The following is a 23,525-nucleotide window of genomic DNA, read 5'->3' as shown; positions in this document are numbered from 1 at the left end:
TTATCTAATTGCTCTATTATTTGTCAAAACCATTATTGGATAATCAACAGTATATAACTAAAATATAAACTATAATTTATTGATATGAATAAAAATATCCGCAATTTTTCAATTATTGCTCATATTGATCATGGTAAATCGACACTTTCAGATCGTATTATTCAAATTTGTGGTGGTCTTTCTGATCGCGAAATGGCAGCCCAAGTTCTGGATTCGATGGATCTTGAGCGTGAACGAGGTATCACAATTAAAGCACAAAGCGTGACATTAGATTATCATGCTAAAGATGGTCAAACCTATCAGCTTAATTTTATCGATACGCCTGGACATGTTGATTTTTCGTATGAGGTTTCTCGTTCGCTAGCCGCCTGCGAAGGTGCCTTATTGGTTGTCGATGCTGGTCAAGGGGTAGAAGCACAAACCCTTGCTAACTGTTATACTGCTTTAGACATGAACCTGGAAGTTGTCCCGGTACTGAATAAAATTGATTTGCCAGCAGCAGAACCAGAGCGCGTTGCCGCTGAAATTGAAGACATTGTTGGTATTGATGCAAGTAATGCTGTTCGATGTTCAGCCAAAACCGGAGTAGGTGTTGTTGATGTACTTGAACAATTAGTAAAAGATATTCCTCCTCCTGAAGGTGATTCTAATGCACCATTGCAAGCATTGATTATTGACTCATGGTTTGATAACTATTTAGGTGTCGTGTCGTTAATTCGGATTAAAAATGGCGAACTGCACAAAGGTGATAAAATCAAAGTAATGAGTACTGGCATGACATATAATGTCGATCGCCTTGGTATTTTTACACCAAAACAAGTTGATAAAGATTCGCTAAACTGTGGCGAGGTTGGCTGGGTTGTTTGTGCAATCAAAGATATTTTAGGTGCACCAGTTGGTGATACCTTAACCTCCGCCAGAGCTCCAGCGGATAAACCATTACCCGGGTTTAAAAAAGTAAAACCACAAGTTTATGCTGGTTTATTCCCGACAAGTTCTGACGATTACGAAGCATTTCGTGATGCACTCGGTAAATTAAGCTTAAATGATGCGTCATTATTTTATGAACCAGAAAATTCAGGTGCCTTAGGATTTGGTTTTCGTTGTGGTTTCCTTGGGTTATTACACATGGAAATCATTCAAGAACGATTAGAGCGCGAGTATAACCTTGATTTAATTACAACTGCGCCAACTGTTGTTTATGAAGTTTTAACCACATCAAATGAAATTGTCTATGTTGATAGCCCAGCTAAGCTACCAGCTGTAAATAATATTCAAGAACTTCGTGAACCGATTGCTGAATGTAATATTTTAGTGCCGCAAACTTACTTAGGAAATGTTATTACCTTATGTGTAGAAAAACGTGGTGTACAAACTAATATGGTTTACCATGGTAATCAAGTTGCACTGACTTATGAAATCCCAATGACTGAAGTTGTATTAGATTTCTTTGATAAATTGAAATCAACTTCGCGTGGATATGCATCATTAGATTATAGTTTTAAACGTTTTCAGGTTGCTGATATGGTCAGACTAGATGTACTGATTAATGGTGAGCGAGTTGATGCGTTAGCTCTAATTACACATAAAGATAATGCACCTTATCGTGGGCGTGAATTAGTTGAAAAGATGAAAGATCTTATTCCTCGTCAGCAATTTGATATTGCTATTCAGGCAGCTATAGGTAATCATGTTATTGCTCGATCAACAGTCAAACAGTTACGCAAAAACGTATTAGCCAAATGTTATGGCGGTGATGTAAGCCGTAAGAAGAAACTTTTACAGAAGCAAAAAGAAGGTAAAAAACGCATGAAGCAGGTAGGTAACGTAGAACTACCGCAAGAAGCATTTTTAGCTATTTTGCATGTAGGAAAAGATTAATTAGTTGAAGAGGTAAAAAAATGGCTGGAATATTTGCCATCATATTAACGTTAGCAACATTTATAACTGGAATCTTTTGGTTTTTAGAAAAATTTAAATGGAAACCAGCAAGACAAAGAAAAGTTGAAGAAGTTCGCCAACAATGCAATGGTGAAGTTGATGGCAAAATACTTGCTGAAGTTGGAAAACCAAATGGCTGGATAGAGACGTTATCCTCATTTTTTCCAGTTTTATTTATTGTATTTGTGATTCGTTCATTTTTATTTGAACCTTTCCAAATACCGTCAGGTTCAATGATGCAAACTTTACTGGTCGGCGATTTTATTGCCGTCCAAAAGTACTCATATGGACTTAGAGATCCCATCACAAATACAGTATTGATTCCAACTGGCCACCCAAAGCGAGGTGATGTAGCGGTATTTAAACATCCAAATGTTCCACAAATGGATTTAATTAAACGTGTTGTGGGGTTGCCTGGTGATAAAATTGTCTATTCAGTCAATGATAAAAAGATATTTATTTACCCTGCTTGTCAAACAAGTGATCTCAATTGTGTTGGACAAAAAGCTCAGCCGTTAGATTTACATTACACTGAACCCAAACCTAGTGATTGGAAAGAAGTGCACAGAGAAATGAAAGCCAACCCGAATTTTTATACGCTAGAACAATATGCAAAGCAAGATATTGTCAATTCACGATCTGTGGTATCGCTTGATATGAAAATACAACAAGAAACGTTGGGCGAGCAACCTCACGATATTTTAACCACTCAAGGTTCACAAGAAGATCCAAATTATTTTTACCATCAAGACGGTCAACCTATTGCGACATGGGTTGTCCCACAAGGGCACTATTTTATGATGGGGGATAACCGTGATAACAGTGGTGATAGCCGTTACTTTGGTTTTGTACCCGAAGAAAACTTTGTTGGACGAGCAACCGCAATTTGGATTAGTTTTGAAAAACAACCTAATGAATGGCCTACTGGTATAAGATTCAGCCGTATTGGTGGTATACATTAATAACAATGATGATGAAAAAATTTAGTCAAATACAACAATCAATTGGTTACCAATTTAACGATTTATCTTTACTTGAATTAGCACTTACTCATCGTAGTGCTAATAAATTACATAATGAACGTTTAGAGTTTCTTGGTGATTCTATTTTAAGTTTTGTTATTGCCGATGAGCTTTATCACCGATTTATCAAACAAGACGAAGGTGATTTAAGTCAAATGCGAGCAAGCTTAGTCTGTGGTCAAACTTTAGCGGAAATTGGTAAAGACTTTAAGTTAGGTGATCATCTTATTTTAGGACAAGGTGAATTAAAAAGCGGTGGATTTCGTCGTGAATCCATCATTTCTGATGCTGTAGAAGCCATAATTGGTGCAATTTACTTAGATAGTGATATTGAAAATATACGTCAATTAATTTTAGCTTGGTACCAAACTCGCTTAACTGAAATTAAACCCGGCATTAAACAAAAAGATGCTAAAACCCGTTTGCAAGAATATTTACAAGGTATTCATCATGAAAGGCCATGTTATTTAATTCTTGAAGTGACTGGTGACAATCATGAACAAGAGTTTTTAATTCAGTGTAAAATTGAAAACGATGATAATCAATATTTAGGGCGTGGTTTAAGTCGCCGTAAGGCGGAACAATCCGCAGCACAACAAGCTCTCAATCAATTAGGTATAAAATGACAGAAACGATAGCACATTGTGGTTTTGTTGCCATTGTTGGCCGACCAAATGTAGGTAAATCAACCTTATTAAATCAATTACTTGGCCAAAAAGTCTCAATTACTTCGCGTAAAGCTCAAACTACACGCCATCGAATTATTGGTATTGATACACAAGGCAATGATCAAGTTATTTACATTGATACGCCAGGACTACACATTGAAGAAAAACGCGCAATTAATCGCTTAATGAATCGCGCAGCGAGTAGCTCAATAGGTGATGTTGAACTAGTTATTTTTGTCGTTGAAGGTACGCATTGGAATGATGACGACGAGATGGTTGCTAACAAGTTGAAAGGATGTAAATGTCCGGTTTTACTTGTCATTAATAAAATTGACAATGTTGTGGATAAAACGCAACTTTTACCCCATATTCAAGCAATCAGTCAAAAACTTGATTTTCTCGATGTGGTGCCTATTAGTGCTGAAAAAGGGGAAGGTATTGACATTATTAAAAGTATTGTCAAAAAACACCTACCCGAAGGTGAACACCATTTTCCTGAAGACTATATTACCGATCGTTCTCAACGATTTATGGCATCAGAAATTATTCGTGAAAAACTAATGCGATTTTTAGGTGATGAGTTACCTTACTCAGTTACTGTTGAAATTGAACAATTTAAAGTTGATGAACGCAACGGCATGTATCGTATCAATGGCTTGATTTTAGTGGAACGAGATGGTCAAAAGAAAATGGTTATTGGTAATAAGGGCGAAAAAATTAAAAAAATTGGTATTGAAGCGCGCAAAGATATGCAGTCCTTCTTTGATAACAAAGTTCATTTAGAGCTGTGGGTAAAAGTCAAAGCGGGTTGGGCTGATGATGAACGGGCACTGCGAAGTTTAGGTTATAGTGATGATTAATTATCATCACTTTAGATTAAGTAATTAAACTCATCATCGTGTTTAATTACTTAATTGATTTGACTGATTTTTATATTGTTTGTCCTTTTTCTATTTTATACGCTAAACAAACACTGTTTTTGACTTGTTCTCCATCTAGCCTTTTTAATAAAAGCTCAATTGCAACTTTTCCAATTTCAAAACGGGGTGTGATAACCGTTGCTATTTTTTGTTGATTAGCGCGACCAATTTCTAAACCATGAAAGCCTGCAATAGCAATTTGTTCAGGTACTGCAATATTATATTTTTGGCATTCAAGTAACACACCAATTGCCATATCATCATTAGTACAAAATATTCCATCAAGGTCGGGATATTGTTCGATAGCTTGGTTAAATAAACTTTTACCTAAATTAATTGAGGATATTGCATCAGGAATAATCTGCTTTGCCATCAATCCTGATTGTTTCATGGCGCGTTGATAACCATTGTAGCGTTGGCTATCACGGGCACTGGCGATAGAATTAAAGTAGATAATATTTTTTTTGCCTGAAGCTAACATTTGCATTGTCATATCAAAGGCGGCTTGTTCGTTATCAAACCCAACTTGGATATCAAAAAATTGCTGAGTTACATCCATCAATTCAACAACAGGAATATTGGCCGTTTTTAAGTACTGCAAAGTTGTTTTAGTATGGTTTTTTTCCATTAATACCAAGGCATCAATATTATAGGATAGCAAATTGATAATTTTTTCTTCTTCGATTTTTTTATCATAATTATAATTGGTAATAATGGTTTGATAATGGTGCTTTGAGGTAACAGACTCAATTCCTGCTAACACTTCTAAAAATATGTGATTTTTAAATGAAGGAATAACAATACCAATACACCTACTGCGTGAGCCCAACATGATTTGCGGTGCAAGATTAGGAATGTAATTAATTTCTTTTAAAACTTTTGCTATTTTTTCTTTGTTTTTTTCAGAGACTTGTTCTGGATTTCTCAAATAGCGACTAATAGTCATTTTAGTCACGCCGGTCAAATCTGCGATATCTTGTAAACTAATGCGTTTATCTTTCATAACCCTTTATTTTTATAGGTAAACAAGCCAGTTGAATTTAGCCATTTTACCAGTAAAAATAAAAATAAAAAATAAATCCCATTATTGCTGTACTAAATAAGAAGATAATCGTTACTATTATCTTCCTATTTTTTAATGGATAACTACTGTTTAGGGGCTTTCACACTCGCCATTAATATTACTGATAAAATCAATGCAGCTCCCATAAAAACATATGAGGCTCCAGCACTGCCAGTTGCTGCGTTTATCACGCCAACAAGCCAAGCGCCAATAAATGCACCAAGTGCGCCAAAACTATTAATTAAACCTATAGAAACCCCTGACACATTACTTGGTAATAATTCAGGGATTAATGCAAAAAAAGGACCATAAGGTGCATACATACACCCAGCAGCAATCGATAATAGTATAAAGCAGATCCAAAATTGCTCACTTCCTAATACATAAGCGGTAAAAAAAGCGATCGTTGCAATTAATAATAAAGGCCAAACAAAAAGTTTTCGGTTTTGCAATTTATCTGAATAATAAGAGACAATTAACATCATTGTAATTGCAACAAGATACGGAATGGCTGAAAGCCAACCAACAGAGACAATATCGACATTACCAGCAGATTTAATAATTGATGGCATCCACATCATAAAACCGTAAACACCAATGCTCCATAGCGCATGGACTGCACAAAGTTTAATGACATTTCCTGAACGCAAAGCCTCGCCATAATTGCGCATAGGCTTAATATTTTGCTGTTCTTTGTCCATTACCGCTTTAAAATCTGCTTTTTCTTTATCGGTTAACCAGTTTACTTGTGAAGGTTTATCTCGGACTACAATCCACCAAATTAGCGCCCAAAGGACGGCAGGCAGCCCTTCAATAATAAACATTTCACGCCAACCATAAAGATCGATTAAGTGTGCTGATACAATTGACATCCAAAGCACAGTAACCGGATTACCTAAAATTAAAAACGTATTGGCTTTTGAACGCTCAGCTTTAGTAAACCAAGTACTAATGTAGATTAACATAGAAGGCATAACGGCAGCTTCAACAATACCTAAAACAAATCGGATGATCATTAAAGATGCAATATTAGTAACCATACCGGTTAATGCAGCACAACCTCCCCATAAAATTAGGCAAATAAAAATCAATTTTCGTACACTACGTTTAACTGCGTAAATTGATCCAGGGACTTGAAAGAAAAAATAACCTAAAAAAAAGAGGGCGCCAATTAGTGAAGAGGTACTTTTAGTAATACCAAGATCATTATTAATACCGGCGGCTGCGGCAAAACCATAATTGGCTCGATCTAAGTAAGCTAAACTATAGGTAATAAAAATAATAGGCATCAATCGCCACCAACGAGAGGGGGCTAGTTTATTAGTGATATTCATATTAGTTCTCGTGATTTAATAATAAAGAAAATTGTTCAGTCGGTAAGGAGATATCGAAACCAAATACACGCATTAAATTGATAAAAAAGTGATTTGATAACGATCTCACCGTAAAAAACATCACACCGCAGATAACATACCGCCATCCACATAAAGAATATGTCCGTTGACAAAGTTCGATGCTGCTGACGATAAAAATACTGCTGAACCAATAAGTTCTTCAGGTTTTCCCCAGCGGGCAGCAGGTGTTCGTTGGCATAGCCATTTGGTGAATTCTGCATTTTCAACTAATGCTTTACACATTTCAGTATCAAAGTAGCCCGGACCAATACCATTAACTTGAATGTTGTAACGAGCAAGCTCAACACACATACCTTTAACCAGCATTTTTACCGCACCTTTTGATGCGGCATAAGGCGTAATTGTGTCGCGCCCTAATTCGCTTTGCATTGAACAAATATGAATAATTTTGCCTTGCTTGCGAGCAATCATATGTTTGGCAACCTGCTGTGATACTAAAAACACCGCTTTTTGATTAACATTAATAATGGCGTCCCAATCCGCTTCAGGAAATTCTGTAAATGGATGACGTCGTTGAATACCCGCATTATTGATTAAGATATCGATAGGTCCGATGTTTTGTTCAATATCATCAATTGCTTGTTTAACTGAACTTGAGTTCGTCACATCAAAACCAATACCGACTGCATCAATACCTTGTTGGACTAATTGTGTTGCAGCATTTTTTGCTCTTTCATCGGTAATATCATTGATGATGATACTGGCACCATATTGTCCCAACCCTTTAGCTAATAAATTGCCAATACCTTGAGCCGAACCAGTAATTAAAGCGCGTTTGCCTTTTAAATCGAATAAAGATTGCATATTTTTCTCCCTTTTTATAATAATGTTATGCATAACAGTTACGCATAACATTATTACTAAAAATAAAAAAAATAAAGTGAGCAAAGTCGCAATTGACAGGAAAATCTCAGTTATGTGATCAAGTTCAAATATTATGGTTAAAAATTTTTGATGGCTTTTTAGAAACTTAGTACTAAACATCTACCCTTGTTTTATATATAATAACCACTTCACTGACTTGGATGTAGAATATCAACTTCGGAGCCTTTCATGCAGCAGTATCGTCCTATCCGTCGCGCTTTATTAAGTGTTTCTGACAAAACCGGAATCATTGAATTTGCCAAATCATTATCAGCTAGAAAAATAGAACTCCTTTCCACTGGCGGTACCGCTAAATTGCTAATCGAAAATCAAATACCGGTAACGGAAGTATCTGACTATACGGGTTTTCCTGAAATGATGGATGGACGAGTTAAAACGTTACACCCAAAAATTCATGGCGGAATTTTAGGTCGACGTGGCATAGATGATCAAATAATGCAAAATCATCACATCGAACCTATCGATATGGTTGTGGTTAACTTATATCCTTTTGCTCAAACCGTGGCTAAAGCCGATTGTACCTTGCAAGATGCGGTTGAAAATATTGATATTGGTGGACCAACTATGGTGCGATCTGCTGCTAAAAATCACAAAGATGTGGCTATTGTTGTTGATTGTGGTGATTATGCGACAATTATTAATATGCTCGATAAACAGCAAAATTCACTGACTTTCGAATACCGGTTTAATTTGGCGATTAAAGCTTTTGAACATACCGCTAAATATGATGGCATGATTGCTAATTATTTTGGAAGACTGGTGCCACCTTATTATGGTGAAACCGATAAACCTTCTGGTGAATTTTCTCGAACACTCAATCTGCAATTTATTAAGAAACAAGACATGCGTTATGGCGAAAATGCTCATCAAAAAGCGGCTTTTTACATTGAAGAAGATATCCAAGAGTCTTCAATTGCAACCGCTAAACAACTACAAGGTAAAGCACTTTCGTATAACAATATTGCAGATACAGATGCAGCACTTGAATGTGTAAAATCATTTGCTGAACCAGCTTGTGTGATTGTAAAACACGCTAATCCTTGCGGTGTTGCGGTGAGTGATAATATTTTAACCGCGTATTTAAATGCATTTAAAACTGATCCGACGTCGGCATTTGGTGGCATTATCGCTTTTAATCGAACGTTAGATGCTAAAACAGCACAAACTATTGTTGATAAACAATTTGTTGAAGTCATTATTGCGCCATCAGTGACGCAAGAGGCGTTAGCGATTACACAAACTAAGAAAAATGTGCGTGTATTAGAATCCGGAAAATTATCAACATCATCGAAAGCCAGCTTAGATTTTAAACGAGTAAACGGTGGACTTTTGGTGCAAGAGCGTGATTTAGGCATAGTTGATGAAACTCAATTGACTGTAGTAACTAAACGAAAACCAACAGCTAAAGAACTTTCAGATGCACTATTTTGTTGGAAAGTGGCTAAATTTGTTAAATCAAATGCAATTGTTTATGCCAAGGATAATATGACAATTGGTATTGGTGCGGGGCAAATGAGTCGAGTATACTCAGCAAAAATTGCAGGAATTAAAGCGCAAGATGAAAACTTACAAGTTGCAGGTTCCGTTGTTGCCTCTGATGCTTTTTTCCCATTTCGAGATGGCGTTGATGCAGCCGCAGCGGTGGGCGTCACCTGTGTGATTCAGCCGGGTGGATCGATTCGTGACGACGAAGTCATACAGGCAGCAGATGAACATAATATTGCGATGATTTTTACCCATATGCGTCATTTTAGACACTAATAATTGAATAACAAGACAATACAATGTCACGAGAAAAGAGCGTGCTAAACTCAGTTTGCAAAAACTCAAATTTCACCTCGCTTTTTAGCTTAAAGTTTTTAAAGGATCTTTTATGAAAGTTTTAGTCATTGGTAATGGTGGGCGTGAACATGCTCTAGCTTGGAAAGTAGCACAATCACCATTAGTTTCAAAAGTCTTTGTTGCACCCGGCAATGCAGGCACTGCGCTTGAACCGAATTTAGAAAATATTAACATTAAAGCAACGGACGTTGGGGGATTGTTAAATTTTGCACAGCAAGAACACATCGATTTAACCATTGTCGGACCTGAAGCCCCATTAGTGATAGGTGTGGTAGATAGCTTTCAAAAAGCAGGATTAAAAATTTTTGGTCCAACAAAATCTGCCGCACAATTAGAAGGATCTAAAGCATTTACTAAAGATTTTCTAGCCAGGCATCATATACCTACTGCAGAGTATCAAAATTTTACCGAAGTTACTCCGGCCATTGAATATATTCGTCAAAAAGGCGCGCCAATTGTTATTAAAGCCGATGGACTTGCGGCAGGTAAAGGGGTGATTGTTGCAATGACAATAAAAGAAGCTGAAGATGCGGTGCGCGATATGCTAGCGGGAAATGCCTTTGGTGATGCTGGGCACCGAGTTGTCATTGAAGAGTTTTTAGAAGGTGAAGAGGCCAGCTTTATTGTCATGGTTGATGGTAAAAATGTTGAACCTATGGCAACGAGCCAAGATCATAAACGTGTTGGGGATGGTGATGTTGGTTTAAATACTGGTGGTATGGGCGCTTATTCGCCCGCCCCTGTTGTTACTGATGAAGTTTTCAGCCGAGTGATGGATCAAATTATTTACCCGACAATCAATGGTATGGCTGAGGAAGGTAATGTTTATGTTGGCTTTTTATATGCTGGGTTAATGATTGACAAAGAAGGCAACCCTAAAGTCATTGAATTTAATTGTCGATTTGGTGATCCTGAAACGCAACCTATTATGATGCGACTGCAATCTGATTTAGTGAAACTTTGCCTTGCAGCTGTCGAGGGTAAACTAGATACCGTCAAATCGAAATGGGATCCAAGACCAGCATTGGGGGTAGTATTAGCCGCCGGTGGTTATCCTGGTGAATATAATACCCAAGATGTCATTCTTGGTTTACCGACAGAATCAACTCAAGATTGTAAAATATTTCACGCTGGCACCAGTTTAGAAAAAGGACGAGTTTATACCAATGGTGGTCGAGTGCTTTGCGTAACAGCTTTAGGTAATACTGTGCTTGAAGCGCAGAAGCGCGCTTATGAACAAATTAAAGATATTTATTGGCATGGTTGTTTTTATCGTAAAGATATTGGTTATCGGGCAATTGAACGAGAAAAGCTTAACCAATAAATGACACTATACAATGATGGCGCTAATAACAGCGCCATATTTTTAATGTAGGCAAAATAAAAAAACATATTAAAAAAATCATAGTAATAACTTTAAAAAAATCAAATAAAATCAATAGAAACACTTCTATTTTTATTCAGTGAGGTAGGTAAAGATTATTCTTGCCTGATCAATAATGTTCATTTTAAGTTATACCACTCTATGTTATGCTAACAGCAATATTAGATCACCGGATATCCCTTATGATAAAAGATCCCTTCTTTGATCGAGAAGCAGAAAAATATGAATCTCCCATAGCGAGCCGCGAACTTATTTTAGATTATTTAACTAAAGAAGCCAAACCCGCAAGTTTAGAGAAAATTGCGCAGGCTGTTGCAATTAAAAACGAAGAGCAAAAAGTCGCGTTACATCGTCGTTTGCGCGCAATGGAGCGTGATGGACAAGTTGTCTTTACGCGCCGTAAATGCTACGCCTTGCCAGAAAAATTTGCGATGGTTAAAGGCAGTGTCATTGCGCATCGTGATGGGTTTGGTTTTTTGCGTGTAGAAGGTCAGCCTGAGGATTATTTTTTATCGCCGGATCAGATGAAAAAGGTACTGCAAGGTGATGTTATTTTAGCTCAACCTATGGGTAATCAATATCGTGGAAAAACAGAAGCGCGTGTTGTTCGTATTTTAGAACCTCGTAGTAACCAAATTGTCGGACGTTATTTTATTGAACAAGGTGTTGGGTTTGTGGTACCGGATGATAGCCGTTTAAACTTCGATATTTTAATTGCTGGCAAACCTAATCTCACTGTGCGTATGGGCGCAGTGGTGGTGGTTGAGTTGCAAAAACGCCCTGAACGCCGCCAAAAAGCAGTCGGTATTATTAAAGAGGTTCTTGGTGAAATCATGGGGACCAATTTAGCTATCGATATCGCACTACGTAATCACGAAATTCCTTATGAATTACCTAAACCTGTCGAAAAAGAAGTGAGTAAATTTAGCGATCACGTTCCTGAAAGTGCGAAAAAAGGTCGTAAAGACTTACGAGAGCTTCCTTTAGTGACTATTGATGGTGAAGATGCTCGTGATTTTGACGATGCGGTGTATTGTCAAAAAAATCGAGGTGGAGGCTATCGATTATGGGTCGCCATTGCAGATGTTAGTTACTATGTTCGTCCTGGTAAACCACTCGATAAAGAAGCATGTTTACGTGGTACCTCGGTTTATTTCCCGTCACGCGTTGTGCCAATGTTACCAGAAGAGCTATCTAATGGGCTTTGTTCACTCAATCCACAAGTTGATCGGTTATGTTTAGTTTGTGAAATGACGGTATCAAACAAAGGTCGATTAACAAGTTATCAATTTTATGAAGCGGTGATGAATTCGCATGCTCGGCTAACCTATACTAAAGTGGCTAAAATTTTAGAGGGTGATCGCGAGTTACAAGAACATTATCATGATTTAGTTCCTCATCTGGAAAATCTTTACGGGTTATATAATGTGCTCGATAATTCAAGAGTCTTACGTGGTGCGATAGGTTTTGAGTCAGAAGAGCCAAAATTTATTTTTAATGCCGATAAACGTATTGAAAGTATTGAGCTCGTGCAGCGCAATGTTGCCCATAAAATTATTGAAGAGTGCATGATTTTAGCTAATGTAGCAGCAGCCAAATTGGTTATTAAGGCAAACGTGCCTTCACTGTTTCGCGTCCATGATAAACCCGATGAAGATCGCATGAATAATTTGCGAAGTATTTTAAGCGAATTAGGCGTATCACTGGGTGGCGGAACCAATCCTAAATCTAAAGATATTGCCCAATTGATGTTAGCAATTGAAGAACGTCCTGATCATGAAATGCTACAAACGGTGATACTTCGTTCCATGAAGCAGGCTATCTATGATCCCGAAAATCGAGGTCATTTTGGTTTAGCGTTAGATGAATATGCGCATTTTACTTCGCCAATTCGTCGCTATCCTGATTTATTATTGCACCGCACGATTAAATGGATTTTAGCCAATGAGCTTGATAAAACCAGTAAAACTGGTGGGCACCGTTATACTATGAATGAAATGCTCTATTTTGGTGAACATTGCTCCATGACTGAACGGCGAGCTGATGAAGCAGTACGCGATGTTGTTGATTGGCTTAAATGCGATTATATGCAAGATCATGTTGGTGAAGTATTTAATGGCACGATTTCGAGTGTGGTTAATTTTGGCTTTTTTGTCCGTTTAGATGATCTGTTTATTGATGGTTTGGTTCATGTATCCTCGCTAGAAAACGATTATTATATTTTTGATCCATCACGTAATCGTTTAATTGGTGAAAATACTCGTTACAGTTATCGTCTGGGCGATAAAGTTCAAGTTAAAGTCGATAATGTCAATCCAGAAGAGCGTAAAATTGATTTTTCATTGGTGGGCAGCAATAATAAACCAATGCGTCAAGGTAAAACAGCGAAGACTAAATCGAAACAAGAACAGAAAAAGCCAAAAATTGATCGACCTGTTAAGCGCAAAAGTACAAAATCCACCAGTAAAAATAGTGAAAAATCTCAAAGTAAAATTGAAAGTAAACCTAAAAATAAAAACAGTAAACGAGCAAAGTCAAAAACCAGTAATAAACGAAAAAAGAGTAGCAAATAGATGAGTGAAACAGTTTATGGCATTCATGCCATTGAAGCACTGCTTACCCGTGCGCCGGAAAGAATTATTGAAGTATTTATTATTAAAGGTCGAGAAGATAAACGCCTTATTTCACTGGTTCATCAGCTTGAACAGTTAGCTTTACCGGTGAAAATAACTAACCGTCAATGGCTTGATGAAAAATCTAAGAACGGTGTCCATCAAGGTATTTTAGCTATGGTAAAACCTTGTCGAAGTTATCAAGAAAACGATATTCCATTGTTGATGGAACAAGAATCGAATCCTGTTATATTGATTTTAGATGGTGTCACTGATCCGCATAATTTAGGTGCCTGTATACGAACGGCTGATGCTGCTGGTGTTAATTTTATTATTGTGCCTAAAGATCGCTCCGCTTCGCTAAACTCTACATCACAAAAAGTTGCTTGTGGTGCGGCTGAAAGTGTGCCGGTGGTTAGGGTGACCAATTTAGCGCGTACAATGCGTATGTTGCAAGATGAATATCAAGTTTGGATTGTGGGTACTGCTGGTGAAGCAGATAAAACACTTTATCAAACCAATTTTTTTACTAAACCCACCTCTCTTGCTTTAGTCATGGGCGCAGAAGGAGAAGGCATGCGTCGATTGACGAAAGAACATTGTGACGAACTTGTGAGTATACCGATGGCAGGAATTGTCTCATCGCTAAATGTATCGGTCGCTACTGGCGTTTGTCTGTTCGAAATTGTTCGGCAAAAAGAACAATCACAAGGATGACAATATGTTAGGATTGTTAAAAAAACTCTTGCCCAAAAAACAGCAAAAATCGCTGTCTGAGCGGGATCTTAATGGACGTAACAGAGTTGGTTACCCAACTCTGCAAATTTCACATGAAATTGATAAGCTAGTTAAAACACAGTACCGTCGAATAAAACCGATTGTAAACATGTACAAAGATACGCTGTTTTTTAAATGGGGTCCAAGTGTTATCAATAAAGCGCTAACTGACGAGCAGATAGCAAGTTTATCGGGGCGTAATGTCCAAATGGTCTATTTGCTACTGTTTCGTGACATGCTAAGACACATTTCTGATTATGTGCAAATGAAAAATGTCGTAGAAAATTGGCCAGATATTTTCGCCCAGCAAATCCTTGATAATTGTAAAATGCTGAGTGATGAAGATGATAATGATATTGCTAAAAAACAACAGCTATTTGCCAATACGCAGCGTTATACTATTGAGATTCCAATCGATGATAAACATTTAGACAATACCGACAAACCCGATTGGACAGTACCACTTGCCGAATTGATTATGGTTTCACCTGATATGATATATAAATGCCATCGACCATTAATGTCGATTATCTTAAAAAAATTAACTAAAAAAAATAAAGCTAAATAATTTTAATCAAGTTAATTCATTTTTTTATAGATATTTGTAACAACGTTTACTATTCAATAATGTTCATGTTATCTGAAAAATAAAAAAGCCGACGTTATTACGTCGGCTTTTCTTGTTTATGAAGTTAATCTTTGATTAAATTAACATCAATACCGAGACCTTTAGCGACACCTTGCCCATAGTCGGGATGAACTTTATAAAAATGTTTTAATTGACGAATTTGTATATTGCGATCAACATTTTTCATCGACCCAACAATATTATCAATTAATAACTGTTTTTGATCTGGTTTCATTAAATTGAATAATGCTCTTGGTTGTGAATAATAATCACCATCAACACGATGATCATGCTTATCCATTGTGCCTGCCGGGACATGCATAGGCGGGTAGGCATATTGTGGTTGCTCTTTAGGTGCACTATCAACGCTATTCGGTTCATAGTTAGGCGCATTATCTGGGCTGTGAAAACGCATTGCGCCATCACGCTGATAATTATGTACCGGACATTTTGGTGCATTTATAGGTAATTGTTGATAATTCGTACCAATTCGATAACGGTGAGCATCGGCATAAGCAAAAACTCGACCTTGTAACATTTTATCTGGAGATAAACCTATTCCTGGTACTATATTACTTGGTTCAAAAGCGGCTTGTTCGACTTCAGCAAAATAATTTTCAGGGTTTCGATTCAGTTCCATTACACCGACTTCGATTAATGGATACTGTTTTTGTGACCAAACTTTAGTCACATCAAAAGGGTTTTCTGGATGTTGATCGGCTTGTTCTTCAGTCATCACTTGCATATAAAGCCGCCATTTTGGATAGTCGCCATTTTCAATCGCCTTGAATAGATCTTCTTGAGCTGAATCAGGATTAGTTCCGTCCATTTCTGAGGCTTTTTTAGGATCAATATTTTTAATTCCTTGTTCAGTTCTGAAATGCCACTTCACCCAAGTTCTTACCCCATCTTTATTGATAAGGCTATAAGTATGACTACCATACCCATGCATATGGCGGTAACCATCAGGAATTCCTCTATCAGAAAATAAAATGGTCACTTGATGAAGTGATTCTGGTGATAAGGACCAAAAATCCCACATCATTTGCGGATCTTTTAGGTTTGTTTTGGGATCACGTTTTTGGGTATGAATAAAATCCGGGAATTTAATTGCATCACGAATAAAAAATACTGGTGTATTGTTGCCAACAATATCCCAGTTACCCTGATCTGTGTAAAATTTTACTGAAAAACCACGTGGATCGCGGGCTGTATCAGAAGAACCACGTTCACCGCCTACGGTTGAAAATCGCACAAAAACAGGTGTTTGTTTTCCAACATTAGCAAATATACTGGCAAATGAATATTTTGTTATATCATTTGTTACTGTAAAAGTACCGTGTGCTCCCGATCCTTTGGCGTGGACTCGACGCTCAGGAATATTTTCGCGATTGAATTGGGCTAGTTTTTCGATAAGTTGGTAATCATCGAGTAATACAGGGCCTCGAGGACCAGCAGTGCGAGAATTTTGATTATCGGCAATTGGTGCGCCGTTGTTGGTGGTTAATACTTTATTTTCTGACATTGCAATACTCCTTTTTAAATATTTATAACGTGCTTTCAAGAATATTTATCTCCATTTGGAATTAAATATTGGCTCAAAAGACAAAAGAATAGGGCGGTAGTGCATGATAAAAAGTTAACGCTAAATTATTATATAGCTAAATTTGGTTTTTATCATAGATAAATAAAATAAATTGATGTTTTTTGGGGTAATAATGCGAATGATTCGTATTTATCCTTTGGGCTTGGTTATCAGTTAAGCATAAATAATTTCTGGCAATCGAACATCCCAAGGTTGATTATTGATTTTTTCGACTTTTTGACAAGCAAAAGCGAGTCCAATAGGTTTAATATTGTATATTGGATAGTTTTCAAGTAGCCTATCATAATAGCCACCGCCCATTCCCATTCGGTATCCTCGTTCATCAAATGCAACCAATGGCGTAAAGATAATATCAAGTTTTTGATACGGTATGATAGTTGAAACGTTTAAAGCCGGTTGTAAAATACCAAACCGATTTTTTAATAAAGGCGTATTTGGGGTGTAGTGTAAAAACAATAAATGTGTTTTCACAAATGGATGAATAATGGGTAAATAAACAGATTTATTTTGTTGCCAGAGGTATTCGATTATTGGTAGCGTATCGATTTCTCCATCAAATGGTAGAAATATCGCTATATTTTGAGCTGAATTAACATCGGCATGATGGGTAATTTTATGATAAATATTTTGCTGGGCAACTTGGCGTTCATGGTGGGATAATTGCCGTCTTTTTTGACGGATAATCTGTCTAATGTTCATCAATTACCACTACAAAGTCAAAACAATGAAAGGCACTCCAAGATGTCGTTAGGGTCGTAACCCTTGAACCCAAGGTTCAAGGTGAACAGCATGTTCCAATTTTTAGGTTTCCTTATCAATAAGGCATACACACCAATTGAAAATCACACCGTTCTAAAGTAAAGAATATCGGCTCAGGGGACTAACCCATATCGCGAACATCTCAGAGATGGGTATAATATTACTAAAATTAACAAATGATACAAGATCGTTTTGATTAAATTTACAATTAAAACCGTTAATTATTGCCATTTAAAGCTGAATCAAGTAATTGTTGTAACATTTTTAATCTATCACTGAATTCATTACTTTTTTCTTTTTCTTTTGTTAGTTCGTAAGAAATATTCAGTGCTGCGGTCATAATGAGTTGTTCACTACTTATTTGTGATGACTTTTCACGTAAATTATTTAAGCGCGCATCTAAGTCTTTTGCGGCATTAGCGAGTGCGTCAACTTCATCAACCGGACAATTAAATTTTAAAGTACGTCCAAAAATTTGAATAGTGACAGCTTTAGTTTCCATATTTAACCTATTGTTTTATAAAATTATTAATTTTTTTGATAATATGTTCACAGTTTAAACCCAGTTCATTGCGAACCTCAGTTTGTGATCCTTGCGCAATAAACTTATCAGGTAACCCAATATTTAAAATATCACATTTTATTTTTTTCGATAATAAAAATTCACAGACGCCACTACCAGCTCCGCCTTTGATACTGTTTTCTTCAACGGTGACCAGTATATTATGTGTTTGGCTAATGTGCAAAAGGACTTTTTCATCCAATGGCTTTACAAAGCGCATATCTATGACTGTAGCATTAATTTGGTTGGCTGCCTGTAAAACTTCAGGCAGTAATGTGCCAAAATTGAGTAAAGCTATGTTTTGCCCTTCACGGCACAATTTTGACTGACCTAACGGTATTGTTTGTAACGGTTTTAATAAAGCACCAATACCTTCACCACGAGGATAACGCACAGCAGCAGGGCCATGATGTAAATAACCGGTATAGAGCATTTGCCGACATTCGTTTTCATCGCTTGGTGTCATAATAACAAAATTGGGTATACAGCGTAAAAAGCTTAGATCAAATGCACCTTGATGTGTTTCACCATCAGCGCCAACAATCCCAGCTCGATCAATAGCAAATAGTACGGGTAAATTTTGAATGGCAACATCATGAATAACTTGATCATAAGCGCGTTGTAAGAATGTTGAGTATATGGCAACTACAGGTTTAAAACCGCTAATTGCAAATCCTGTTGCCAGCGTGACAGCATGTTGTTCTGCAATGGCAACATCAAAAAACTGATCAGGGTATTGATCAGCAAATTTTGTCATGCCTGATCCTTCACCCATAGCTGGCGTTATTGCAACTAGCTGTTTATCATGCTTTGCCATTTCACATAACCAATCACCAAAGACTTGTGAATAAGTTGGGGCAACATTGTTGGTTTTAGGCAAAGTTCCGTCAACTGGGTTAAATTTAGGGACGCCATGCCATAATGTTGGATCTTGTTCAGCTGGCGCATATCCTTTGCCTTTTTTGGTAATAATATGAAGTAGTTGTGGTCCTTTTAGTTGACGCACTTTTTGCAATGTGAGAACTAAATTTTCAACATCATGCCCATCAACGGGGCCTATATAATTAAAGCCAAGTTCTTCAAATAAAATAGCTGGCGTGACTAATCCTTTTAAATGTTCTTCCGTTTTTTTAAATAGCTCTTTAAGTGGTGGAATATTGGCAAGTACTCGCTTACCACTTTCACGAAAAGAGGCATAAGCTTTACTTGATAAAATTTGGGTTAGATGTTGATTAAGCGCACCTGTATTTTCAGAAATTGACATGTCATTATCATTAACAATCACTAACATATCTGGCTTAATATGCCCGGCATGGTTCATGGCTTCAAACGCCATGCCTGCAGTTAATGCTCCATCACCAATAACTGCGGCAACTTTTTGCCCTGATTGTTTTTTTTGCTCGCTAATAGCTATTCCAAGCGCAACACTAATCGATGTAGATGAGTGACCGGTTGTTAATACGTCATATAGACTCTCCTCACGATGAGGAAATGGATGTAATCCATCTTTTTGTCGAATCGTGAGCATCTTATCACGGCGACCAGTTAAAATTTTATGTGGATAAGCTTGATGCCCAACATCCCATATAACCTTATCAAAGGGCGTATAATATACATAATGTAATGCAACAGTTAACTCAATAACACCTAATCCGGATGCAAGATGACCGCTCGATTTGCTAACGCTATCAAGTAAAAATTGTCTTAACTCGCGACAAATTTCGGGTAATTGAGACAAAGGATATCGTCTTAAATCTTCTGGCGAGTTGATGGTTTTTAGTAACGGATAATTATCCAAATTCATTGTCATCATTGAGCTATTGTTTAACTTTTACGATTAATAATAAAATCAGCCAGTTTTTGTAATGGTTGGCTATCATAAGGTATTTGGTTAAGACTATCGATAGCTTGGTCATACAACGTTTGGGTCATTTTTATTGCTGATTGTAGTCCAATTAAAGCGGGATACGTGCTCTTTTCTTGCGCGATATCTGAACCTTGAGGTTTGCCCATAATTGCTTGTTCACCGATTATATCTAAAATATCATCCTGAATTTGAAACGCTAACCCAATTGCTTGAGCATAACTGTCTAACATGGCATAGTAAGGTTTACTGTCTTCTCCACATGCCAACGCACCAAGTCGGACGGCTGCTTTGATTAGTGCACCAGTTTTATAATTGTGTATTTGTTGTAAATGCTCAAGTGTTACCGTTTGATGTTCAGCTTGTAAATCCAGTGACTGTCCAATGCACATGCCATTTAATCCGCTAGCTTTGGCTAGTTCAGCAATCATTGAAATTTTAGTTTGGTCATTAATGTGTTGGCTTTCAGAGAGTATAGTGAATGCTAACGTTTGTAAGGCATCGCCGGCTAATATTGCCTGCGCTTGCCCAAATTTTATGTGACAAGTTGGTTTGCCTCGACGTAAATCATCATTATCCATAGCGGGTAAATCGTCATGGATTAACGAATAGGTATGTATTGCTTCAATGGCTGCCGCCGCATCATCAAGTTTAGCGAGTGAACAACTAAACATCTGTCCTGTTAAATAAACCAGAATAGGCCTAATTCGCTTACCCCCTGCTAACAAGCTATAACGCATTGCTTGTTGTAATTCGGAACAAGGAAACTGCGAAATGTAGGCTGCTAAAAACGAATTAATCCGTTCTTGTAATACATTAAGATTATTCATCATGATTAATTGAGAATTCAGACAACTGCGCATCACTATTTTCAGCTAATAATATCTGAATACGTTGCTCTGCTTGTTGTAATTGTTTTTGCCCTGTTCGGGCTAATTTAACCCCTTTTTCAAACTCATTTAATGCTTCATCTAATGGTAAATCACCATTTTCCAGTTGTGAAACAATCGCTTCAAGTTGCTTAAGTGTTTGTTCAAAACTTGGTTCTGTCACTGGTTTTTTTGCCATATGCGCTTCCTTTTTTGCGTAAATGAGTGTACACATAATTTCAATAAGGATAAATAAGGTTATTTTTATGCTGAAATATGTGTTTCCTCTGAAAATTTAATAACATAATAACTCATGGTATTCACAATTTAAGATTATTTGACAATAACAGTTAATCTTCGTTTTCACTATCTACTTCATCTTTCGATATTAAAGCTAGATCAGGATTGATCGGTTTTTTAACTTCGATGCCCATTTCACGAAAACGTTCAATTTGTCCAATTATATTACCACGTCCTTTGGATAGTTTATTTAACGAATTTTGATAAGTTTGCTGAGCTTTATCAAGGCAATTTCCTAAGTTTTCCATATCTTCAATAAAACCACGAACTTTATCATATAATTTACTTGCTTTGTCGGCAATTAATTCAGCATTGCGGTTTTGGTATTCATAGCGCCATAAGTTATGAATCGTACGTAAAGCAACTAATAATGTGGTTGGACTGACTATCATAATATTATTTTTTAAAGCATCGTTAATCAACGCAGGATCATGATCAATGGCCGATAAAAACGCTGGCTCAACAGGAATAAACATTAAAATATAATCTAACGAATTAATTCCATTAAGTTTATGGTAATCTTTTTGGCTTAGTTGTTTTAGGTGATTACGTACAGCGGCTAAATGTTCAGCCATTGATTTACTTTTAATCGTATCATCATCGCTATTGAAATAACGTTCATAAGCAACAAGTGTTACTTTCGAGTCAATGACCACATCTCCACCTTGTGGTAAGTGAACGATAACATCTGGTTGCAATCGCAGATTGTTTTCATTGGTCAAATTAACTTGTGTATCATATTCATAACCTTCTCTTAGCCCTGAATTATCAAGTATTTGACTTAAAATAAATTCGCCCCAATTACCTTGGGTTTTATTATTACCTTTTAAAGCGTTAGTTAGGTTGTTGGCCTCTTTTGTCATCTGCTCATTAAGTTGTTGCAAATTACGGATTTCATGCGTCAAGGTATGGCGTTCTTTTGCCTCTTGACCAAAGCTATCTTGTACCTGCTTTTTAAATCCTTCTAATTGCTCTTTTAGCGGAGAAAGTAAATAATCAAGGCTTTGCTTATTTTGTTGTTCTATTCTTTTACCACTTTGCTCAAAAATTCGATTAGCTAAATTCTCAAACTGAGTTGTTAGCCGCTGCTCACTTTGCTCAAGTATTGATTGCTTTTCATAAGCTGAGCTTTTCGTTTCTTCCAAACGGGTTTTTAGCTCAGTAATAGTTGCATTTTGTGTCACATATTGTAGACGATATTGATTGAGTTCATTTTCTAATTGTTGTAACTTTTCAGTCAAAGATTGACTTTCATGATTTTTTTGCGACAGTTGCAATTCAAATAATTGCTTTATATTATTTATAGTGAGTTTAGATTTAATCACTACAATTAATAATATCAATGCTATCACAGTCATGATGATAGCAACCCATTGAGTTAAACCTAAAGTTCCGAGCATGGTTTAAGCCCTATCAAAAGTGAACGATATAACGTCATCTAAGGTCGTTGAATTGAGGGCTAACATGATTAAACGATCTAAGCCTATAGCAACACCTGCACAATCCGGTAAACCTGACTCCATGGCGGCAAGTAATTCAATATCGATATTTTGTTGAGGTAGATTTTGTTTAGAGCGATCTAAATTATTTTGCTCAAAACGTTGTCTTTGCTCTTGTGAATTAGTTAACTCTTTAAAACCATTGGCAAGCTCAACCCCTTTATAATAAAACTCGAAACGGCCAGCTACACGATGATCTTCACTACTAATTGCAGCTAATGCGGCTTGGGATGCGGGAAAGTGATACACCGCAATCGGTTTTTCAAGTCCAATATGGGGTTCTACACCAAAAGTGAATAAGCATTGTAATAGCCCATCTTTGTCATAATCATCAACATTAATACCAATATCAAGTTGGTTAATGGCTTTTACTAATGTCGCGTGATCGGCTTCTAGTGGATCAATATTTAAATGACGTTGAAACGCCTTTTGGTACGAGACTCGTTCAGCCGGCTCACAGTCTAAAATAGTTTGTAATAGGTCGTCGACTTCATTAATCATTTGCATCATATCATACTGTATACGATACCATTCGAGCATGGTAAACTCTGGATTATGAAAACGACCAACTTCTTCATGATTACGAAAGCATTTGCATATTTGAAAAATTGGACCACTACCAGCGGCAAGTAGACGTTTCATATGATATTCAGGGCTGGTGATTAAAGACATCTTTCGTCCAAGTTGTTCGTCAAATTCACCTGGTTTAAAAAATGTTGTAGAAAATGAACTTAAATGTACATCTGTAACAGCATATTGGCTCAATGTCGGCGTTTCGACTTCTAATATACAGCGATCAGCAAAAAATTGTCGTACTTGTGAAATAATTTTCGCGCGCTTAAGTAAATTATTGATAGATGAGGAAGGTTGCCAAGTCATAAAAAAATATCCATGGATTTTGATTAGTTA

At 36.9% G+C, this 23,525-nt stretch carries 20 protein-coding genes and 1 other RNA gene; 9 read left to right on the top strand and 12 right to left on the bottom strand.

Annotated elements, in window-relative coordinates; all coding sequences use genetic code 11:
• The first annotated feature begins 84 nt into the window (after positions 1-84).
• Genes lepA through era form a run of 4 tightly spaced genes read left to right on the top strand, consistent with a single transcriptional unit; the run spans position 85 to position 4,491 of the window.
• Positions 85-1,881 (top strand): translation elongation factor 4, encoded by a 1,797-nt coding sequence (lepA, locus tag J3U66_RS08495; RefSeq protein ID WP_065633325.1) that lies wholly within the window; start codon positions 85-87, stop codon positions 1,879-1,881.
• Positions 1,882-1,901: 20 nt separating this feature from the next.
• Positions 1,902-2,903 (top strand): signal peptidase I, encoded by a 1,002-nt coding sequence (gene lepB / locus J3U66_RS08490; protein ID WP_267348734.1) that lies wholly within the window; start codon positions 1,902-1,904, stop codon positions 2,901-2,903.
• 8 nt (positions 2,904-2,911) lie between these two features.
• Positions 2,912-3,589, top strand: coding sequence for a ribonuclease III (gene rnc / locus J3U66_RS08485; RefSeq protein WP_416379573.1), 678 nt, complete (start codon positions 2,912-2,914; stop codon positions 3,587-3,589).
• Positions 3,586-4,491 carry a GTPase Era gene (gene era / locus J3U66_RS08480; protein WP_267343546.1) on the top strand — a complete coding sequence of 302 codons (906 nt, stop codon included), beginning with the start codon at positions 3,586-3,588 and terminating at the stop codon, positions 4,489-4,491. Before rnc ends, era begins: the two co-directional genes overlap by 4 nt.
• Positions 4,492-4,561: 70 nt before the next feature.
• On the opposite strand, the gene idnR is transcribed toward era, so the two are convergent.
• From idnR to idnO, 3 genes are all read right to left on the bottom strand, one after another.
• Complete coding sequence (gene idnR, locus J3U66_RS08475; protein WP_267333344.1) at positions 4,562-5,554, bottom strand: DNA-binding transcriptional regulator IdnR; 993 nt, start codon at positions 5,552-5,554, stop codon at positions 4,562-4,564.
• Positions 5,555-5,697: 143 nt separating this feature from the next.
• Positions 5,698-6,948, bottom strand: a complete 1,251-nt coding sequence (locus J3U66_RS08470) for an MFS transporter (RefSeq protein WP_267333345.1) — start codon at positions 6,946-6,948, stop codon at positions 5,698-5,700.
• A gap of 120 nt (positions 6,949-7,068) precedes the next feature.
• A complete protein-coding gene (idnO, locus tag J3U66_RS08465) occupies positions 7,069-7,833 on the bottom strand; it encodes a gluconate 5-dehydrogenase (protein ID WP_267333346.1) in 765 nt (254 codons plus the stop codon).
• Positions 7,834-8,082: 249 nt separating this feature from the next.
• Between idnO and purH the strand changes: the two genes are divergently transcribed.
• From purH to J3U66_RS08440, 5 genes are all read left to right on the top strand, one after another.
• Complete coding sequence (purH, locus tag J3U66_RS08460) at positions 8,083-9,675, top strand: bifunctional phosphoribosylaminoimidazolecarboxamide formyltransferase/IMP cyclohydrolase (protein WP_267348732.1); 1,593 nt, start codon at positions 8,083-8,085, stop codon at positions 9,673-9,675.
• 112 nt (positions 9,676-9,787) lie between these two features.
• Positions 9,788-11,080, top strand: coding sequence for a phosphoribosylamine--glycine ligase (gene purD, locus J3U66_RS08455; protein ID WP_267333348.1), 1,293 nt, complete (start codon positions 9,788-9,790; stop codon positions 11,078-11,080).
• A 242-nt stretch (positions 11,081-11,322) separates the two neighbouring features.
• The gene (rnr, locus tag J3U66_RS08450) at positions 11,323-13,713 is read left to right on the top strand and encodes a ribonuclease R (protein WP_267348730.1); all 2,391 of its coding nucleotides are present in this window, start codon (positions 11,323-11,325) and stop codon (positions 13,711-13,713) included.
• On the top strand, positions 13,714-14,469 hold the full coding sequence (gene rlmB, locus J3U66_RS08445) for a 23S rRNA (guanosine(2251)-2'-O)-methyltransferase RlmB (RefSeq protein WP_267348728.1): 756 nt from the start codon (positions 13,714-13,716) through the stop codon (positions 14,467-14,469).
• Positions 14,470-14,473: 4 nt separating this feature from the next.
• Positions 14,474-15,097 (top strand): hypothetical protein, encoded by a 624-nt coding sequence (locus J3U66_RS08440; protein WP_267333351.1) that lies wholly within the window; start codon positions 14,474-14,476, stop codon positions 15,095-15,097.
• Between the two features lie 124 nt (positions 15,098-15,221).
• Here J3U66_RS08440 and J3U66_RS08435 read toward each other — a convergent pair whose 3' ends face one another.
• The 9 genes from J3U66_RS08435 to epmA all read right to left on the bottom strand — a co-directional run bounded on the left by J3U66_RS08435 (position 15,222) and on the right by epmA (position 23,495).
• A complete protein-coding gene (locus J3U66_RS08435) occupies positions 15,222-16,682 on the bottom strand; it encodes a catalase (protein WP_267333352.1) in 1,461 nt (486 codons plus the stop codon).
• 234 nt (positions 16,683-16,916) lie between these two features.
• A complete protein-coding gene (locus J3U66_RS08430; protein WP_267333353.1) occupies positions 16,917-17,462 on the bottom strand; it encodes a 5-formyltetrahydrofolate cyclo-ligase in 546 nt (181 codons plus the stop codon).
• Positions 17,463-17,493: 31 nt separating this feature from the next.
• Positions 17,494-17,674: non-coding RNA, 6S RNA (gene ssrS / locus J3U66_RS08425), on the bottom strand.
• A gap of 65 nt (positions 17,675-17,739) precedes the next feature.
• Entirely contained in the window at positions 17,740-18,024 is a 285-nt protein-coding gene (gene zapA, locus J3U66_RS08420; protein ID WP_267333354.1) for a cell division protein ZapA, read from the bottom strand.
• A gap of 7 nt (positions 18,025-18,031) precedes the next feature.
• The gene (gene dxs / locus J3U66_RS08415) at positions 18,032-19,894 is read right to left on the bottom strand and encodes a 1-deoxy-D-xylulose-5-phosphate synthase (RefSeq protein ID WP_416379631.1); all 1,863 of its coding nucleotides are present in this window, start codon (positions 19,892-19,894) and stop codon (positions 18,032-18,034) included.
• Positions 19,895-19,908: 14 nt separating this feature from the next.
• Positions 19,909-20,781 (bottom strand): (2E,6E)-farnesyl diphosphate synthase, encoded by an 873-nt coding sequence (gene ispA, locus J3U66_RS08410; protein ID WP_267333356.1) that lies wholly within the window; start codon positions 20,779-20,781, stop codon positions 19,909-19,911.
• Positions 20,771-21,016: an exodeoxyribonuclease VII small subunit gene (gene xseB / locus J3U66_RS08405; RefSeq protein ID WP_267333357.1), complete on the bottom strand. Its 246-nt coding sequence runs from the start codon at positions 21,014-21,016 to the stop codon at positions 20,771-20,773. The genes ispA and xseB overlap by 11 nt, the downstream gene beginning before the upstream one ends.
• 151 nt (positions 21,017-21,167) lie before the next feature.
• Positions 21,168-22,475, bottom strand: a complete 1,308-nt coding sequence (rmuC, locus tag J3U66_RS08400) for a DNA recombination protein RmuC (protein WP_416379735.1) — start codon at positions 22,473-22,475, stop codon at positions 21,168-21,170.
• Positions 22,476-22,520: 45 nt separating this feature from the next.
• The gene (gene epmA, locus J3U66_RS08395; RefSeq protein ID WP_267333359.1) at positions 22,521-23,495 is read right to left on the bottom strand and encodes an elongation factor P--(R)-beta-lysine ligase; all 975 of its coding nucleotides are present in this window, start codon (positions 23,493-23,495) and stop codon (positions 22,521-22,523) included.
• Positions 23,496-23,525 lie beyond the last annotated feature (30 nt).

The sequence above is a fragment of the Gilliamella sp. B2969 genome, assembly GCF_026536195.1.
GTDB lineage: Bacteria > Pseudomonadota > Gammaproteobacteria > Enterobacterales > Orbaceae > Gilliamella.
The sequence above is the reverse complement of the archived record's forward strand: the minus strand, read 5'-3'. Positions and strand labels throughout refer to the sequence as shown.

Bases quoted from the DNA above. Each gene is read 5' to 3' on its own strand.
- purH (WP_267348732.1), top strand. From the start codon at position 8,083: ATGCAGCAGTATCGTCCTATCCGTCGCGCTTTATTAAGTGTTTCTGAC.
- J3U66_RS08440 (WP_267333351.1), top strand. From the start codon at position 14,474: ATGTTAGGATTGTTAAAAAAACTCTTGCCCAAAAAACAGCAAAAATCG.
- rmuC (WP_416379735.1), bottom strand. From the start codon at position 22,475: ATGACTGTGATAGCATTGATATTATTAATTGTAGTGATTAAATCTAAA.
- lepB (WP_267348734.1), top strand. From the start codon at position 1,902: ATGGCTGGAATATTTGCCATCATATTAACGTTAGCAACATTTATAACT.
- zapA (WP_267333354.1), bottom strand. From the start codon at position 18,024: ATGGAAACTAAAGCTGTCACTATTCAAATTTTTGGACGTACTTTAAAA.
- J3U66_RS08435 (WP_267333352.1), bottom strand. From the start codon at position 16,682: ATGTCAGAAAATAAAGTATTAACCACCAACAACGGCGCACCAATTGCC.
- idnO (WP_267333346.1), bottom strand. From the start codon at position 7,833: ATGCAATCTTTATTCGATTTAAAAGGCAAACGCGCTTTAATTACTGGT.
- rnc (WP_416379573.1), top strand. From the start codon at position 2,912: ATGATGAAAAAATTTAGTCAAATACAACAATCAATTGGTTACCAATTT.
- J3U66_RS08430 (WP_267333353.1), bottom strand. From the start codon at position 17,462: ATGAACATTAGACAGATTATCCGTCAAAAAAGACGGCAATTATCCCAC.
- dxs (WP_416379631.1), bottom strand. From the start codon at position 19,894: ATGACAATGAATTTGGATAATTATCCGTTACTAAAAACCATCAACTCG.
- xseB (WP_267333357.1), bottom strand. From the start codon at position 21,016: ATGGCAAAAAAACCAGTGACAGAACCAAGTTTTGAACAAACACTTAAG.
- ispA (WP_267333356.1), bottom strand. From the start codon at position 20,781: ATGATGAATAATCTTAATGTATTACAAGAACGGATTAATTCGTTTTTA.
- purD (WP_267333348.1), top strand. From the start codon at position 9,788: ATGAAAGTTTTAGTCATTGGTAATGGTGGGCGTGAACATGCTCTAGCT.
- lepA (WP_065633325.1), top strand. From the start codon at position 85: ATGAATAAAAATATCCGCAATTTTTCAATTATTGCTCATATTGATCAT.
- rnr (WP_267348730.1), top strand. From the start codon at position 11,323: ATGATAAAAGATCCCTTCTTTGATCGAGAAGCAGAAAAATATGAATCT.
- idnR (WP_267333344.1), bottom strand. From the start codon at position 5,554: ATGAAAGATAAACGCATTAGTTTACAAGATATCGCAGATTTGACCGGC.
- rlmB (WP_267348728.1), top strand. From the start codon at position 13,714: ATGAGTGAAACAGTTTATGGCATTCATGCCATTGAAGCACTGCTTACC.
- J3U66_RS08470 (WP_267333345.1), bottom strand. From the start codon at position 6,948: ATGAATATCACTAATAAACTAGCCCCCTCTCGTTGGTGGCGATTGATG.
- epmA (WP_267333359.1), bottom strand. From the start codon at position 23,495: ATGACTTGGCAACCTTCCTCATCTATCAATAATTTACTTAAGCGCGCG.
- era (WP_267343546.1), top strand. From the start codon at position 3,586: ATGACAGAAACGATAGCACATTGTGGTTTTGTTGCCATTGTTGGCCGA.